Here is a 15649-nt window from a genome sequence, read left to right on the forward strand (position 1 = left end):
GGGGACTTCCCTTGGCAATGAGGCCTGATCTGCAATGAACCCGGAACAATCGCTTACAGATCGAATACGATTCTTTTTCGAAGATTCCGCCTAACGCCTGCTTAATTTGCTATTCGGCGGAATGCCTAAATGATAGTCACTCCGGCCTGCCGGCCGGCCATCCACCGCTTTGTGTCCCCGGGCCGTTGCAAATGGCGGGGGTTTCCCGGCCAATCCTCCTAAGCCAGTGACCGGGCGCCTAGCGTGATCGCCCAAGCCTCGAGTTTTCAACAGATTGCCGCCCGTCATGACGCCGCCCGCCACCGCCTTGCCCGTCGAAGCGCCCCAGGCGTTCCTGGGGGTCGCGCGTTCGCTCACCGACAAGCTCTGGCGCGACCGGCTGGATGCGCGCGGCGCCGCCAAGGCGCTCGCCATCGTGCAGCGGCACCAGCTGCCCGAACTGCTGGCCCGGGTGCTGGCGGGCCGTGGTGTCGATATCGACGCCGTCGCCGATTTCCTCGATCCCACCATCCGCAAGCTGCTGCCGGACCCGTTCACGGTGACGGAGATGGAAGCTGCCGCCAAGCGGATCGCGGATGCCGCAGCCAACGGCGAGAAGGTCGCAATCTTCGGCGATTACGATGTCGACGGCGCCACCTCGGCCGCGCTGCTGGCCTGGCATCTGCGCCATTGCGGGCTCGATCCGCTGATCCACATCCCCGATCGCATCTTCGAGGGTTATGGCCCGAATAGCGAAGCCGTGCGTGGCCTGGCCGCGAAGGGCGCCACGCTGCTCGTCACCGTCGATTGCGGCACCACCAGCATAGATCCGCTCGCTGAGGCCAAGCGGATCGGCATGTCCGTCGTCGTGATCGACCACCATCAGGCCGGCACGGAGCTGCCGGAGGTCGACGCGCTGGTCAATCCGAACCGGCTCGACGATCTCTCGGGCCTCGGCCATCTCGCCGCCGTCGGCCTCGTGCTGGTGACCCTGGTCGCGGTCAATCGTGAATTGCGCCAGCGCGGCTTCTGGAATGCGCAGATGCCCGAGCCCGATCTGCTCGGCATGCTGCATCACGTCGCGCTCGGCACCGTCGCCGACGTCGCGCCGCTGATCGGACTCAACCGCGCCTTCGTGGCCAAGGGGCTGATCGCGATGCGGCGGCGCGACCATGTCGGCCACACCGCGCTAATGGACGTGGCGCGGCTCAATGGCCCGCCGGAGGCCTGGCATCTCGGCTTCATGCTGGGGCCGCGCGTCAATGCCGGCGGCCGCATCGGCCGCGCCGACCTCGGCGTGCGGCTGCTGCTCGAAGGCGACAGCGTCGAAGCGGCGCGGATCGCCGCCGAACTCGACCGGCTCAACAGCGAGCGCCGCGTCATCGAGCAGGCGGCCGAAGCACAGGCCGAAGCCGAGGCGCTGGCCTCGATCGGGCTGGAGGACAAGCTCAGCGTTATCGTCACGGCCTCCGAAGGCTGGCACCCCGGCGTGGTCGGCCTCGTCGCCTCTCGCCTGAAGGAGAAGTTTTCGCGACCCGCGTTTGCCATCGCGCTCGAACCCGGCGGCATCGGCACCGGCTCGGGCCGCTCGATCGCGGGCGTCGATATCGGCAAGGCGGTGCGGCAGGCGGTCACCGACGGTATTCTGCTCAAGGGCGGCGGCCACGCGATGGCTGCGGGCGTGACGCTGCGGAAGGAAAAGCTCGCCGAGTTTCGCGCCTATCTCGAAAATGCACTGGCCCGCGACGTCGCCGAGGCACGCCACGTCAACGAGCTCTACATCGACGGCGCGGTCTCCGCGCGCGCGGTGACGACGGAGCTGGCGACCACGCTCAATCGCGCCGGTCCCTTCGGCAGCGGCAATCCGGAAGCCGTGCTGGCGCTGCCGGCGCATCAGCTCGTCTACGCCGACGAAGTGGGCCAGGCGCATCTGCGCCTGCGTTTCAAGTCGGGCGACGGCGCCGTCGTCAACGGCATCGCGTTCCGCTCGGTCGGCCAGAAGCTCGGCAATGCGCTCGTGGCCAATCGCGGCCAGCAATTGCATGTCGCGGGATCGCTGTCGGTCGATCGCTACCAGGGTGCCGAGCGGGTACAATTCCGCGTCATCGACGTCGCGCTACCCGACCAGGGACCATCCATGATTAGATAGGCCCGGTAAAAAACAAAAAAGGGAGTGAACATGGTAGGGCAGGTTGAGGGGAAAGTGGCGCTGGTGACCGGCGGCGCCTCGGGCATCGGCGAGGCCATCGTCGAGCTGTTCGCGCGCGAGGGCGCCACCGTCATTGCCACCGACATCGACGAGCTGCGCGGTCCCGAGCTCGCCAGGCGCATCACCAAGGCCGGCGGCAAGGCGATCTTCCTGGAGCAGGACGTCACCAGCGAGGAGCGCTGGATCGAGGTCACGGCCGAGATCGCGAAGCGCTACGGCCGGCTCGACATCATGGTCTCCAATGCCGGCATCGGCATTGCCGTGCCTTCGATCGTCGACATGACGCTCTCTGACTGGCGCAAGCAGAACGCGATCAACCTCGACGGCGTGTTTCTCTCCGTCAAGCATTGCCTGCCATTGATGCGCAAGAGCGGCGGCGGGTCGATCGTCATGATGTCCTCGCTGGCGGGCCTGCGCGGCGCGGCAGGGCTGTCAGCGTATTCGGCCACCAAGGGGGGCGTGCGGCTGTTCGCCAAATCGATCGCGATGGAGTGCGCCGCCGCGGGCGACGGCATCCGCGTCAACTCCGTGCATCCCGGCATCATCGACACGCCGATCTGGGGCAAGATCCCGACCGGCGCGACCGGCGCGGGCCAGAACGCGCCGATCGATCCGGAGGAGCGAGCCAAGGTCGCAACGCCGCTCGGCCGTGCCGGCCAGGCTGGGGAGATCGCCAGTGGCGTCCTGTATCTGGCCTCCGATGCCTCGCGCTACGTTACCGGCAGCGAGCTCGTCATCGACGGCGGCATGAACGCCGGCGCCGTGTCACGGCGGCAATGAGCCGCTGCGCAGGTCGCGAAGGGCAGGGTGGCGCCCGCAGGGGCTGACGCGCAGGCGTCGGCCCTGTACAACGCGGGCAGCTCCCGACCGACAAAGGTGTCCTTCGCCATGGCGCACAGCCTTCACTCTTCATCATCCACACCGACTCCGTTTCGCTCGAACCGGCCGGACCTCGCCACCGATGCGATCCGCAGCGCGCGTGAGGATCTCGCCGCCTGCTTCCGCATGGCTGCGCGCAACGGGTTTGAAGAGGGCATCTGCAACCACTTCTCGGCCGTGGTGCCTGGCCATGACGATCTCTTCCTGGTCAATCCCTACGGCTATGCCTTCCGCGAGCTGACGGCGTCAAAGCTGCTGATCTGCGACTTCCACGGCAACGTGCTCGACGGCGAGGGCGTGCCCGAGGCAACCGCGTTCTACATCCACGCCGAGATGCACAAGCGGCTGCCGCGCGCCAGGGTCGCCTTCCACACCCACATGCCCCATGCGACGGCGCTGTCGATGACCGAGGGCGATCCGCTGATCTGGGCTGGCCAGACCGCGCTGAAGTTCTATGGCCGCACGGTGGTGGACCGCGACTATAACGGTCTGGCGCTCGACAACCGCGAGGGCGCGCGCATCGCCTCGGCCGTTGGCGATGCCGACATCGTCTTCATGAAGCATCACGGCGTCATGGTGCTGGCGCCGACCATCGCGGAGGCCTGGGACGATCTCTACTACCTCGAGCGCGCCGCCGAGGTGCAGGTGCTGGCGATGTCGACGGGACGAAAGGTGCTGCCGGTCGATCCTGCAATTGCGGCCGAAACCTACAGGCAGATGCGCGAAGGCGATTCCGAATCCGCGCGGCTGCATCTTGCCGCGATCCGCCGCCAGCTCGACGCGGAGGAGCCGCAGTACCGGCACTGAGGCGAGTTACGACCCCTGCCGCAGCTTCGCGAGCACCTTCAGCCCGCCATAACCGTCGGCGGGCGCGATGCCGGCGCGATGCTGAAAATCCTTGATCGCCTTCATGGTGTCGTTGCCGACGCGGCCGTCGGTGCCGCCGGTGTCGAATCCGGCCTTGGTCAGACGCGTCTGCATCTCCTGCACCTCCGCGAGCGTCAGCGCGCGCTCGGAGCCGGGGAAGGGCTGGATGAAGGGCGGCGCGCCCAGGCAACGGTCGCCGAGATGGCAGATCGCCAGCGCGTAGTTCATCGAGGGATTGTAGCTCTTCACTGCATTGAAATTCGGTCCCAGCAGGAAGGACGGCCCGCCCGCAACAGGTGTCCACAGCTGCGCGGATGCGTTTGGTTGCGGAAACGGCTGGCCGTCGGCGCGGGTGACACCGGCCGCCTGCCATGCCGCATAGGTCCGGCTGCCGCTCGTCTCGCCGGAGGCGCGCACCTCATAGCCCCAGTGCTCGCCGCGGTGCCATTTGCCGCGGTTGACGAGATATTTTGCGGTTGATCCCAGCGCATCGTCCGGCTTGCCGAACGGCGACACCTTGCCGTCGCCGTCATAGTCGATGCCGACATTGAGCCAGACCTCGGGCATCCATTGCGAATGCCCCATCGCGCCGGCCCAGGATCCCTGCATCTGCTCCGGCGTGCTCCAGCCCTTGTCGACGATGCGCAGCGCGTTGATCAGCTCGGTCTCCCAATAGGCCTTGCGGCGCGGCTCATTCCAGGCCAGCGCGGCGAGCGAGGGAAACACCGGCGTCATGTGGTTCTGCTGCACCAGCGGATCGCCATAGGCGGATTCGACGCCCCACAGCGCCAGCAGCGTGCCACGCTCGACGCCGAAATCGCGTTCGATCCGCGCGAGCAGCGCCTCGTTGTTCTTCAGTGCGATCTTGCCGTTGATGATGCGCCAGTCGGAGACGCGGCGATTGATGTATTGCCAGACCTGCTCGTGGAATTCCGGCTGGTTGCGCATCTGCTTGAAGACGCTCATGTCGGGTTCGACACGCGCCATCGCGCGCTGCCAGGTCGCGGCCGAAATGCCCTTCGCCATGGCGCGTGCGCGAAAGCCCTCGCGCCATTCATCGAAGCCCGGAGGGGCGGCGAGGATGCACGTCGGGAGCGCGATGAGTGCGGCTGCGCCGAGTGACGATCGAAGCAGGGCGCGGCGGCTGCGATGGGATGAGGAATCAGCTTGTTTCATGGAGGCATCCTAGCGGGAAACATGGCGCCTGTGAGCCGGTTCCTGGAACTGGGAACAGGAGGCATCCGTGCTCATCGGCAGGAACAAAGTGTCGCAGTCCGGCATTCCCTCCGCACACACTGGAGGATGAGACATGAGAAAATATCTGTTTGCCGCCGCCATGGTCACGGCCATTGCCGCGCCTGCGTTCGCCGATGAAGTCGGCGTTCACGTCGGCCCGGTCGGCGCCGGCGTGACCGTCGGGCAGTCCCACGAATACCGCGATCGCGATCGCGACCGTACCACCGTCATCAAGGAGCGGGCGCCTGCCGACCGCACCACGGTGATCAAGAAGGAAGACGAATTCGGCAATCGCAGCAAGACCGTGATTCATCACGACAACGACTGATGTAGCGAGGGCCCCGGCCGTGGCGCCGGGGCCCGTTTTCCGCCGCAGTCTGGTCACCGAGCATTCGGGGTGGAATGAAGATACGTGCGCATGCGGAGAGCCATGTCGTCCAACTCGACGACGGATCGCAGTGGCAGATTTTTCCCGGTGATATCGCGACCACGCTGAGCTGGAAGCCCGAAACCGATCTGCATTTGAGGCAGAGCAGCGAAGAGATCTGTTCGCATGTGCTGGTGAATGCCGCCGATCAAACCCGCGTGCGGGTGATCGCGGCGGGCGATAACTGGCCCGACGGCGCGGTTAAGAAAGCGTTGGAAGAGGGGTAGGTCGTCCTTGCACATGGCCGGATATCCCCAAATTTAGGCCTGTCACTTTACGGTCGGTTCGCTTCCGTCTGTGCAGAATACGCGTATGCGGGAGCTGTTCGACATCATCCGTGCCAATCCCTGGCCGTTCGGGGCCGGGCTTTTCGTCGTGATCCTGATGATCCTCGTCGAGAACTATGGCCGGGGCATCAACGGTGACGGTGGCGCGGGCGGCGACTTCTCGGATGCCGGCGGATGCGATGGCGGCGGGGACGGAGGAGGCGGCGACTGAGCGGCGAGCACTGCTCCGTTCGTCTTGCTGCCCGTTAGTCCTCCTGCAGGTCGGCCGCGATGCCTGCGAGCCAGCGCCGGATCGCGGTCTCCGCCTTCGTGTCCAGGCCCTTCACGAGGCGCTTCTCCAGCACCATCACCCGTTCCCGGCACGCCTTCAACAGCGTCGCGCCGCGCGGCGTCAGCGTCCATTGCTGGATGCGGCCGTGGACGGGATGAGGCGTCATCAGAATCGCGCCGTCGCGTTCGAGATTTCGTATGATGACGCCGACGGTCTGCGGCGTCAGGAAGGTGAGGCGGGCGACGTCCGCCCCCGACAGGCCGGGATAGGCATTCAGCATCGTCAGCACGGCGAATTGCGGCGACGTCACGCCGAGATCGGCGAGCGTCCGCTCGGTCGTCAGGCGGACCGCGGCATGGGCCTGTCGCAGCAGATAGCCGAGATAACCCTGCTCGCCGCGCTTGCCTTCGCCGGGAGCGGGGATGTGCACCGCTCCGTTGGCGGCAGGTGCGGGCCTCTTCCGCACGGCTTGCGATTTTGTGATGTCGGTTGACTTGCGGGGCATGTAAGGGCTCTTATACAATATAAGTGCTCTTACATTAAGACGAGGTCGTCGGCAATGCCAAACGCCCGCAGCGAATACGAGGATTTCAGGAAGATCGCGCCCGATGCGTATGAGCTGGTGCTGGCGCTCGGTCAGGTGGCGGCCAAGGCAGGCCTCGACAAGCAGCTCATCGAGCTCGTCAAGCTGCGCGCCTCGCAGATCAACGGCTGCGCCTTTTGCCTGCAGCATCACATCCTGCTGTCGGAGCGGATCGGAGTGCCCGCGGACAAGCTCAATCTGGTCGCGGTCTGGCGCGAGGCGCCGGTCTTTTCCGTGCGCGAGCGCGCTGCGCTGGCCTGGGCCGAGGCGCTCACTTTGCTTCCCGACGGCGTCAGCGATGAGGTTTACGCTGAAGCGAGCCGCGAATTCTCCGAGGCGGAGCTGATGTACCTGACCTCGGCAGTTGCCTCGATCAACGTCTGGAACCGTTTTGGCGCGGCGTATCGCTGGACCCCGGCGAAGCGGCCTGTCGCAACGAATGCCGCGGCATCCTGATCGCGGCGAGGGGAGGTCGTCATGACAACAATGAGTTTGAGCACCACGCAACGCCTGGTGCGATCGCGCTCGATGGCTCTGGCCGTCGCCGGCGGGCTCGCCTGCGCGCTTGCGACCGGCAAGGTGTTGCCGGTGACGATGGACGCCGTATCCGGCGCGCTCGCGCCGCTGTGCGCGACGGCCGCCGAGAGTTCGCCGCTCGACAAGGTCGAGCCGATCGGCTCCTACGCATTGCCGAACGTGCCGGGCAAGCGCGTCACAATCGTGCGTGTTTTCTATGGTCCCGGCGGCTTTTCGCGGCCGCATCGTCACGCCGGCTCGGTGACCGCCTACGTCACCAAGGGCGAGATCCGCTCCCAACTCGGCGGCGGCCCGGTCGAGACGTTCGGCGTCGGCCAGTCCTTCTTCGAGCCGCCGGGCGCGACGCATCTGGTCTCGGCCAATGCCAGCGCCACGGAGCCGGCAGAATTGATCGCGGTGTTCGTGGCGGACGAGGGCGCGCAGCTGACGACGTATCTGGAGTAGCTGGCACTCGCAATCCGAAACCGCCGTTATTCAGGTCGGCCGCGATGGCTTCAACCGTTGCCATAGTGGTGAAAGACCGTATTCGACGACCGGAATCACGACTGCGCCGACAATGAGTCCAACGACGCCTGAGATGGCTGCCTCGACCAACCATTCGGCGATGCCGGCAATGGAGGGAAGGACATGCGCGGCAGCCTCGGTCGCGGTATGGACCGTGTGGCCGACCACGGTTGGGCCGTATTGTTCGATGCCGTGCAGGATGATGCCGCCGCCGACCCAGATCATGGCGGCCGTGCCGATGGTGCTCAGCACCGCCAGGAGGGTGGGCATGCCGCTGACGAGCACACGTCCAAGCAAGCGGATTGCGCTGCCAATGAACGAGGCGCCGCCATACCGCGCAAGCGCTACGCCGACATCGTCCGCCTTCACGATCAGGGCGACCACGCCGTAGACTCCAACTGTGATGAAAATGGCGACGAGCGCCAGCACGAGCGCCTGCGTCCAGATGCTGCCCGCCGGGATGGCCGCCAGCGTGATCGCCATGATCTCCGCCGACAGGATGAAATCCGTCTTGATGGCGCTCGCGACCTTCTCGTCCTCGACCGACCGCGCATTCAACGCGGTCGGCTGGAGCTGAGCTTCGCGGTGGCGCGCATGATGCGGCATCACGGCTTCGAGCACCTTCTCAGCAGCCTCGTAGCAGAGAAAGGCCCCGCCCAGCATAAGTAGCGGCGTGACCGCGGCGGGGAGCAAATAACCAAGCAAGAGGGCAATGGGTAGCAGGATCAGCAATTTATTGCGCAACGACCCAACCGCAATCTTAGCCACGATCGGCAGTTCGCGTTTCGAGGCAAAGCCGATCACGTAGTTCGGCGTGACGGCTGTGTCATCGATGACCACGCCAGCCGCCTTTGTTCCCGCCTTGGCCGCCTGGCTCGCTACATCGTCGAGCGAGGCTGCTGCCACCTTTGCAATCGCCGCGATATCGTCGAGGAGACCAATCAGTCCGACACTCATCAAACCTGTTCCTTATGCCTTCGAGCCGGCGGTGTGTGCGACAACACGCTTTGGCACTGCCCGGCATTGGAACGCACAAGCCGTCAATTCTCCTCGGCGCCCGATCCTTCGCGCAGATCCGGCTTGATCACGTCCTCCGGCAGCGCATGTGCGACCGGCTGCGGAGCCCCCGCGATCTCCGGGCCGATCTCGCGGCCGCGGCCGCGGATCAGGCGCTCGTAGGCCGAGACCAGAGTCACGTAGGGGCTGACCCAGATCCAGCCGTCGCGGGTGAACACCTGCACGTCGAAATGCAGGTGCATCGAGGTGCCGGCGGGATGGTCGAGATAGTTCGAGACCACGCCGATCTTCTCGCCTTCCCATACGATGCGGCCGTTGAGCAGGCCGTCGGCGTTCATCGCCTGCGGGTTCATGTGCATGTAGCGGAAGCGAATGTGCTCGGTCCGGCTGTTGACTTGAAGCGTCGCGGCCTGGTCCTTCAAGGCGCGAATGACCCTCGCGTCGCGCACGGCGACGACGGCACGCTGCTTGGGATCGCAGGCCTCGCGGCCTTCACCGGGTGCCGGGCACTCGGCGGCGCGGATGTCCTCGCCCTGATGGCCGTAGCCGCCGCCGCATTGCCAGACCTCGAAACTGCGGGATTCGCAGAAATTGTCGCGCCAGGGATAGGCGGTCGTGCTCTCCATCTTGTCGCGCTTGGCGTAGGATTGCGAGCGAACGAACGCAGGCGCCTTCTCGAGCGGAAAGCGGATCTGGGCATAGGCCATCACGTCGGGATGACCGCCCTGCTTGCGATAGCCGGTGTTCGGGATGATGTCGCCGCTCGGCCGGTAGGTGAAGTCCGCCGAACGCGCCGCAGGACGATCGAGAATGCTGGAAGCGATGTCCGTCAGCGACCGCATGCGCTGGCCGCCCGCCATGCGCAGTGCCTTCAGGAAGCGCTCGGCGACCGGATAGGCTTCCTTGCAGGCGAGCCGGCGCGGCTTGGCGACGCTGTCGAGGCATTGGATCGACACCACATAGGCCACGCCGAACCGGGTGAAAGCGTAGCGCACATAACCTTCCCGGATGAACTTGCGCAGGTCCGGGTAAAGCGCTGCGAGCGGTTTGACCAGCTCGCCTTTGCCGCCCGAGGGATCGGCTATGTCGTAGACGAGCGCCGATCCGGTGATCTGTACCTCGACCGGCCTGGCGAACACCCGGCTCGGCATGCCGTCGCCGGCACCGGGTTCGAACGAGAAAGTCGCGCTGTAGCCGGCACGGCCGGCATCGAACATGTCGACGGGATTGAAGTCAGCCTGGTAGCGCGACAACGTAGGGGTCGCGGGCGCGCCGCTGCGTTGCGCCTCGAGATACGCGGCGGCGTCGAACGGCAGGAGCACCGGCACGGAGCTGCTGGCGATGCCGGTGAAGAATTGGGAGGAGACCGCGTTGAGCTGCACCAGCGCAGGCGTCGCCCGCGGATCGTAGCGCGGCACCGAACGGCGGGGCGCGAAGATGAAATCGGCCGCGACCCCGCGATGGCCGTTGATTTCGCTGCGAAGCTGGTCAAGCGCCGCGCGCCAGTCGACGCGCAGGGCCGTGAGCGAGGGGCTGCGAAATTCATCCGCAGCAAGTCGAGTGGTGCCGAGGAGCGAAAGCGACGCCAGGGCCAGCAAGACGAAGCGGAAACCCTTCCCAACCACTTGTCTCGCCCCCCGGCGCTGCCCGTTGTGATCGCGCTTTTCCCCGTCAGTCCTTGGCGCGTTCGGAGTAGGAGCCGTCTTCGGTCATCACCACGATGCGGGTGCCGACCGCGATGTGCGGCGGCACGGTGGTGCGGATACCATTGGAGAGCACCGCGGGCTTGTACGACGACGAGGCGGTCTGGCCCTTGGTCACCGGCTCGGTCTCGACCACTTCCAGTGTCACGCGCTGCGGCAGCGCGAGCGAGACGACGTTGACGTCGTGGGTCGACAGCTTGACGGTCATGTCCGGTTGAAGATAGGAGGCCGCGTCGCCGACCACGTCCTTGGAGACCTGGACCTGGTCGTAGGTCTCCGGGTTCATGAAGTGGTAGCCGTCACCGTCTTCATAGAGGAAGGTGAAGTTGCGCTCTTCGATCGTGGCCTTTTCGACCTGGTCGGTGGTCTTGTAGCGCTCGGAGATCTTTACCCCGTCCGAGATTCGGCGCATTTCGATCTGGCTGACCGGGGTGCCCTTGCCGGGATGGATGTTCTCGGCGCTCACGACGACATAAAGCTTGCCGTCTTGCTCGATCACGTTGCCCTTGCGAATAGAACTGGCGATGACTCTCAAAGCTATATTTCCTGCTTGCTTGGCCCGGCTCCGGCCAGGACGTGGTCAAATCGATGGGGGACTCGGGGTCTCAAATCGGACCTCGGTGCCCGTTTCGGGCCGCAACATACTGATTTTGCCGATGGAAGCCAGCACTTTGCTGTCCCACGGAGAGGTCGGCTAATGGCTGGGGACAAGCCGATCTCGCCATTCTGGTCGCCCGGGCGCCACCTCGACCGGCGGCCTTTCCTGCAGGCACGAGGGGCCATTACCGGGGCTCTACGGGGCTTTTTCGCTGAGCAGGGCTTCATCGAGGTCGAAACCTCCGTCCTCCAGGTCTCTCCGGGCAACGAGACCCACCTGCACGCCCCCCGGACGGAGATCATGCGGCCCGACGGCAGTCGCGCCCGCCGCTATTTGAGGACCTCGCCCGAATTTGCCTGCAAGAAGCTGCTGGCAGCCGGGGAGGAGCGGATTTTCGAGTTTGCCCGGGTGTTCCGCGACCGTGAGCGCGGCGACCTGCACCTGCCCGAGTTCACCATGCTGGAATGGTACCGGGCCGGCGCCCCCTATGACGCCATCATGGCCGACTGCGTCGTCGTCATCGCCCGTGCCGCGCAGGCGACCGGCATCGGCACCTTCGATTTCCGCGGCCGGACGGCCGATCCCTTCGCCGAGCCGGAGCTTGTGACTGTCGCAGGCGCCTTCGAGCAGTTCGCCGGGATCGACCTGCTTGCGACGATTTCCGGCGGCGAGGGCGACCGCACCGCGCTTGCCCAGGCGGCCGCCGGCAAGGTCCGCGTGGCCGCGGACGACACCTGGTCGGACATTTTCAGCAAGGTCTTGGTCGAGCATGTCGAGCCGCATCTGGGGCAGGGCCGTTTGACCATCCTGTTCGAATACCCATCTCCGGAGGCGGCGCTGGCGCGGGTGAAGGCCGGCGATGCCCGCGTTGCCGAGCGGTTTGAGATCTATGCCTGCGGCGTCGAGCTCGCCAACGGCTTTGGCGAGCTGACCGACGCCGAGGAGCAGCGCAAGCGCTTCACCGAATCCATGGCGGAGAAGCAGCGTCGCTACGGCGAAGCCTATCCGCTGGACGAGGACTTTCTTGCCGCGGTCGCGGCAATGCCGGACGCAAGCGGAGTCGCGCTCGGCTTCGACCGGCTGGTGATGCTGGCGAGCGGCGCATCGCGAATTGATCAGGTGGTCTGGACGCCGCCTTCAAATGAAACGTTAAGTGAGACATGACGAAGACCAATCTTGCACGCACCTTGCGCGAGCCGGCCGAACTCGTAGCCGCGCAACTGGCGCCCGCCACGGCGCTGCCGGCACTCGAGCGCGTTGCCGCGCGCTATGCGGTGGCGATCACGCCGGCGCTGGCCGATTTGATCGATACGTCCGATCCCGACGATCCCATCGCGCGGCAGTTCGTTCCGACGGCCGCGGAGCTGGAGATGCAGGCCGGCGAGAACGCCGATCCGATCGGCGATCGTCCGTACTCGCCCGTTCCCGGCATCGTGCATCGCTATCCCGACCGCGTTCTGTTCAAGCTCGTTCATGTCTGCGCAGTCTATTGCCGCTTCTGCTTCCGCCGCGAGATGGTCGGACCCGGCAAGGAGAATGCGCTCTCGGACAGCGCCTATCGCGCCGCGATCGACTACATCCGCGCGCACAGCGAGATCTGGGAGGTGATCCTGACCGGCGGCGACCCCTTGATGCTGTCGCCGCGGAGGATGAGCGAGATCATGGCCGATCTTGCCGCGATCGATCATGTCAAGATCATCCGCCTTCACACCCGCGTACCTGTGGCCGATCCCGCGCGCATCAGCGACGACATGGTCGCGGCATTGAAGGTCGAGGGTGCGACCACCTGGGTGGCGCTGCATGCCAACCATGCGCGCGAGCTGACGGGGCCAGCGCGCGCCGCGTGCGCGCGGCTGGTCGACGCCGGAATTCCCATGGTGAGCCAGTCCGTGCTTTTGCGCGGCGTCAATGACAGCGTCGCCGCCTTGTCGGATTTGATGCGAGCTTTCGTCGAATCCCGGATCAAGCCCTATTATCTGCATCATGGCGATCTTGCGCCGGGCACTGCGCATCTGCGAACGACGCTCGCCGAGGGGCAGGACTTGATGCGGCAGCTGCGCGGACGGGTGTCAGGACTGTGTCAGCCCGACTATGTCATCGACATTCCCGGCGGGGCCGGCAAATCGCCGGTCGGGCCGAATTACGTGTTGCCGGTGCAAAATACCGCACTTGATGCGGGTGATGCGGCATCGGAAACGCGCTATCGTATCGTGGATTATTGCGGCGACGTTCATCTCTATCCACCCGAGACCTGAGCGGTTGGATTGGAAGGACGCCGGTTTGAGGAATGGAGGAGCAAAATGAGAAGCATCATCCTGGCACTGTCGCTCGTGGTGGTGTTCGGCGGCGCGGGCTTCGCGCAGACCGGCAGCAAGGGATCGACCACGTCGGGACAGTCGGCAGGTTCACCGCCGCCTGCACCGGTCGGACATCGTCAGCCGCGGGCCGGCGACGTGCCAAGTGAGAAGAACCTGAGCGACCCCAACGATCCCCTCAGCAAGGAAAACCAGGCGCTCGACAAGAAGATCAAGAGCATCTGCCGCGGCTGCTAGACACCGGAGCAGCGGGCAGGGCGCGACAGCTCGCCCCGCCCGCGTCTGGCAGGCTTACGCCGTGCGCTCGTGCAGCCCCGCGCGCTGCGCGTTGCGCCGGACCTCGACCGCGTCGGCGAGTTGCTCGAGCACGGTTGCCGTTGTCGCCCAGTCGATGCATCCGTCCGTGATGCTCTGGCCGTAGGTGAGCGGCTTGCCCGGCACGACGTCCTGGCGGCCGGCGACGAGATTGCTCTCGATCATTACGCCCATGATGCGGTTCTCGCCGCCGGCGATCTGCCCGGCGATGTCGGCCGTCACAAGCGGCTGGTTTTCCGGCTTCTTGCTCGAATTGGCGTGGCTCGCATCCACCATCACCAGCGGCGCGACACCGGCTTTCGCCAGCTCGTTGCAGGCTGCCGCGACGCTTGTCGCGTCATAGTTCGGCTGGCCGCCGCCGCGCAGGATGATGTGGCAATCCTCGTTGCCCGCGGTCGAGGCGATCGCCGAGCGTCCCAGCTTGGTCACCGCCATGAAATGATGCGGATGCGAGGCCGACTTCACCGCGTCCGCCGCAATCCGCACATTGCCGTCGGTGCCGTTCTTGAAGCCGACCGGGCAGGACAGCCCCGAGGCCAGTTCGCGATGGATCTGGCTCTCGGTCGTGCGCGCGCCGATCGCGGCCCAGGACACGAGGTCGGCGATGTATTGCGGCGTGGTCATGTCGAGGAACTCGGTGCCGGCGGGCAGGCCGAGATTGTTGACCGCCGAAAGCACGTTGCGCGCCAGCCGCAGGCCCTTGTTGATGTCGAAGCTGCCGTCGAGATCGGGGTCGTTGATCAGGCCCTTCCAGCCGACCGTGGTGCGCGGCTTCTCGAAATAGACCCGCATCACGATCTCGAGCTGGTCGGCGAGCTCTTCACGCAAGCTCGCGAGGCGCTCGGCATATTCGAGCGCGGCCTTGGGATCATGCACCGAGCAGGGACCGACGACGACCAGAAGCCGGTCGTCCTGGCCGTTGAGGATGGCGTGGATGGCGTTGCGCGCCGCCATCACCACGCGCGTCGCGGTGAGTGTGCGCGGGACTTCCCGCATCACCTCATCCGGCGTGCTCAGCTCTTTCAGTTCGCGGATACGAAGATCGTCGGTCGTGCTCAGCACGGCGGGCTCCTGTCTTTGTGAGAACCTGCCGGCCAATAAAAAAGCCGCCAGGTCTGGCGGCTTGTTCGGACGTTTGCTGCAATGTTTCAGATTGAGCGCGATCCTCCTGCCGCCAGCGAGCTGTCGTAGCTAAAGTACCAAAAATAGCTGGTGACGAGGGTGATCATGGAACGCCATATAGCGCGCCATTGGCGGGTTGTCACCCCCCAAAACGCGAACGGCGCCGCAAGGCCCCTCAGGTGTTGCTGTTGCGTGCCGCCAGCGCCATGCCGATCAGCGTGGCGCCGCCGAACAGCAGGTTGATACCGACGAGGACGCCGATCGCCCATTCCGCCGAGCTCGGCAGGCCCGTGATCACCATGAACGAGATCGCGATGTCGACGAGGCCAGAGATCAGCAGCCATGACCAGCGGCCGCTCAGCTCGCGGCGGTGCTCCAGCGCATACATGATGGTCGTGACGCCCTCGGCGAGGAAGTAGGCGCCGAGCACGATGGTCAGGGTCAGCACGGCCTGCATCGGCCGCGCCAGCAGCAGCATGCCGGCGAGCACGGCCAGCGCGGCCGAGATCAGCGACCACCAGAAGCCCGGCGTGCTGCGCGCCCAATAGGTGACGATCAATCCGCCGATGCCGCTGATCAGGAACATCCAGCCGAGGAAGATCGCGATGGCGAGACTTGCGAGCGGCGGCAGGATCAGTGCGGCAACGCCGAGCACGACAAGCAGGATACCTTCGAACAGGAAGGCTTTCCAATGCGCTTTCACCGTTTGACTCATGGCGGATTGCAGCCGTGAAAGATCCTCGGGCGATGTCATCGCTAAGCTCCAGTTCGAATGGCGTGTGCTCAATCTAGTGCGTGCG

Annotated in this window: 18 protein-coding genes; 11 read left to right on the forward strand and 7 right to left on the reverse strand. The window is 65.5% G+C overall.

Going from position 1 to position 15649, the window contains the following annotated elements; all coding sequences use genetic code 11:
• Nucleotides 1–286: 286 nt before the first annotated feature.
• The 3 genes from recJ to NR187_RS25665 all read left to right on the forward strand — a co-directional run bounded on the left by recJ (nt 287) and on the right by NR187_RS25665 (nt 3874).
• Entirely contained in the window at nt 287–2128 is a 1842-nt protein-coding gene (gene recJ, locus NR187_RS25655; protein ID WP_211385684.1) for a single-stranded-DNA-specific exonuclease RecJ, read from the forward strand.
• Nucleotides 2129–2158: 30 nt separating this feature from the next.
• Nucleotides 2159–2968 carry an SDR family NAD(P)-dependent oxidoreductase gene (locus NR187_RS25660; RefSeq protein WP_256808088.1) on the forward strand — a complete coding sequence of 270 codons (810 nt, stop codon included), beginning with the start codon at nt 2159–2161 and terminating at the stop codon, nt 2966–2968.
• A gap of 108 nt (nt 2969–3076) precedes the next feature.
• Nucleotides 3077–3874: an aldolase gene (locus NR187_RS25665; protein ID WP_256808089.1), complete on the forward strand. Its 798-nt coding sequence runs from the start codon at nt 3077–3079 to the stop codon at nt 3872–3874.
• Between the two features lie 6 nt (nt 3875–3880).
• On the opposite strand, the gene NR187_RS25670 is transcribed toward NR187_RS25665, so the two are convergent.
• A complete protein-coding gene (locus NR187_RS25670; protein ID WP_256808090.1) occupies nt 3881–5110 on the reverse strand; it encodes a lytic murein transglycosylase in 1230 nt (409 codons plus the stop codon).
• A gap of 133 nt (nt 5111–5243) precedes the next feature.
• Here NR187_RS25670 and NR187_RS25675 point away from each other — a divergent pair, with 133 nt between their 5' ends.
• The 3 genes from NR187_RS25675 (at nt 5244) to NR187_RS25685 (ending at nt 6095) form a co-directional block, all read left to right on the forward strand.
• On the forward strand, nt 5244–5498 hold the full coding sequence (locus NR187_RS25675) for a hypothetical protein (RefSeq protein ID WP_027557921.1): 255 nt from the start codon (nt 5244–5246) through the stop codon (nt 5496–5498).
• Nucleotides 5499–5572: 74 nt separating this feature from the next.
• Nucleotides 5573–5824 (forward strand): hypothetical protein, encoded by a 252-nt coding sequence (locus NR187_RS25680; RefSeq protein WP_256808093.1) that lies wholly within the window; start codon nt 5573–5575, stop codon nt 5822–5824.
• Nucleotides 5825–5909: 85 nt separating this feature from the next.
• Nucleotides 5910–6095 (forward strand): hypothetical protein, encoded by a 186-nt coding sequence (locus NR187_RS25685; RefSeq protein ID WP_211385689.1) that lies wholly within the window; start codon nt 5910–5912, stop codon nt 6093–6095.
• 34 nt (nt 6096–6129) lie between these two features.
• On the opposite strand, the gene NR187_RS25690 is transcribed toward NR187_RS25685, so the two are convergent.
• Nucleotides 6130–6660 (reverse strand): MarR family winged helix-turn-helix transcriptional regulator, encoded by a 531-nt coding sequence (locus NR187_RS25690; RefSeq protein ID WP_256808095.1) that lies wholly within the window; start codon nt 6658–6660, stop codon nt 6130–6132.
• A 54-nt stretch (nt 6661–6714) separates the two neighbouring features.
• Here NR187_RS25690 and NR187_RS25695 point away from each other — a divergent pair, with 54 nt between their 5' ends.
• Both NR187_RS25695 and NR187_RS25700 read left to right on the forward strand, forming a co-directional pair.
• Nucleotides 6715–7194 (forward strand): carboxymuconolactone decarboxylase family protein, encoded by a 480-nt coding sequence (locus tag NR187_RS25695; protein WP_256808097.1) that lies wholly within the window; start codon nt 6715–6717, stop codon nt 7192–7194.
• Between the two features lie 21 nt (nt 7195–7215).
• Entirely contained in the window at nt 7216–7719 is a 504-nt protein-coding gene (locus tag NR187_RS25700; RefSeq protein ID WP_211385692.1) for a cupin domain-containing protein, read from the forward strand.
• 30 nt (nt 7720–7749) lie between these two features.
• On the opposite strand, the gene NR187_RS25705 is transcribed toward NR187_RS25700, so the two are convergent.
• The 3 genes from NR187_RS25705 to efp form a co-directional block, all read right to left on the reverse strand.
• The gene (locus NR187_RS25705) at nt 7750–8736 is read right to left on the reverse strand and encodes a DUF808 domain-containing protein (protein WP_256808098.1); all 987 of its coding nucleotides are present in this window, start codon (nt 8734–8736) and stop codon (nt 7750–7752) included.
• 83 nt (nt 8737–8819) lie between these two features.
• Nucleotides 8820–10421 carry a M23 family peptidase gene (locus tag NR187_RS25710; protein WP_256808099.1) on the reverse strand — a complete coding sequence of 534 codons (1602 nt, stop codon included), beginning with the start codon at nt 10419–10421 and terminating at the stop codon, nt 8820–8822.
• A 46-nt stretch (nt 10422–10467) separates the two neighbouring features.
• Nucleotides 10468–11034 carry an elongation factor P gene (gene efp, locus NR187_RS25715; RefSeq protein ID WP_028151018.1) on the reverse strand — a complete coding sequence of 189 codons (567 nt, stop codon included), beginning with the start codon at nt 11032–11034 and terminating at the stop codon, nt 10468–10470.
• 162 nt (nt 11035–11196) lie between these two features.
• On the opposite strand from efp, the gene epmA reads away from it, so the two are divergent.
• From epmA to NR187_RS25730, 3 genes are read left to right on the forward strand one after another with little or no spacing between them, the layout of a single operon-like run.
• Complete coding sequence (epmA, locus tag NR187_RS25720) at nt 11197–12261, forward strand: EF-P lysine aminoacylase EpmA (RefSeq protein ID WP_256808101.1); 1065 nt, start codon at nt 11197–11199, stop codon at nt 12259–12261.
• Entirely contained in the window at nt 12258–13352 is a 1095-nt protein-coding gene (locus NR187_RS25725) for a lysine-2,3-aminomutase-like protein (protein ID WP_256808102.1), read from the forward strand. The genes epmA and NR187_RS25725 overlap by 4 nt, the downstream gene beginning before the upstream one ends.
• A gap of 45 nt (nt 13353–13397) precedes the next feature.
• Nucleotides 13398–13649, forward strand: a complete 252-nt coding sequence (locus NR187_RS25730) for a hypothetical protein (protein ID WP_256808103.1) — start codon at nt 13398–13400, stop codon at nt 13647–13649.
• A 54-nt stretch (nt 13650–13703) separates the two neighbouring features.
• On the opposite strand, the gene NR187_RS25735 is transcribed toward NR187_RS25730, so the two are convergent.
• The gene (locus NR187_RS25735; protein ID WP_256808104.1) at nt 13704–14789 is read right to left on the reverse strand and encodes a 3-deoxy-7-phosphoheptulonate synthase; all 1086 of its coding nucleotides are present in this window, start codon (nt 14787–14789) and stop codon (nt 13704–13706) included.
• Between the two features lie 235 nt (nt 14790–15024).
• Nucleotides 15025–15603: an HdeD family acid-resistance protein gene (locus NR187_RS25740; RefSeq protein ID WP_211385699.1), complete on the reverse strand. Its 579-nt coding sequence runs from the start codon at nt 15601–15603 to the stop codon at nt 15025–15027.
• Nucleotides 15604–15649: the final 46 nt, after the last annotated feature.

This window comes from Bradyrhizobium sp. Bra64 (genome assembly GCF_024519875.1).
GTDB classification, from domain to species: Bacteria; Pseudomonadota; Alphaproteobacteria; order Rhizobiales; family Xanthobacteraceae; genus Bradyrhizobium; species Bradyrhizobium japonicum_G.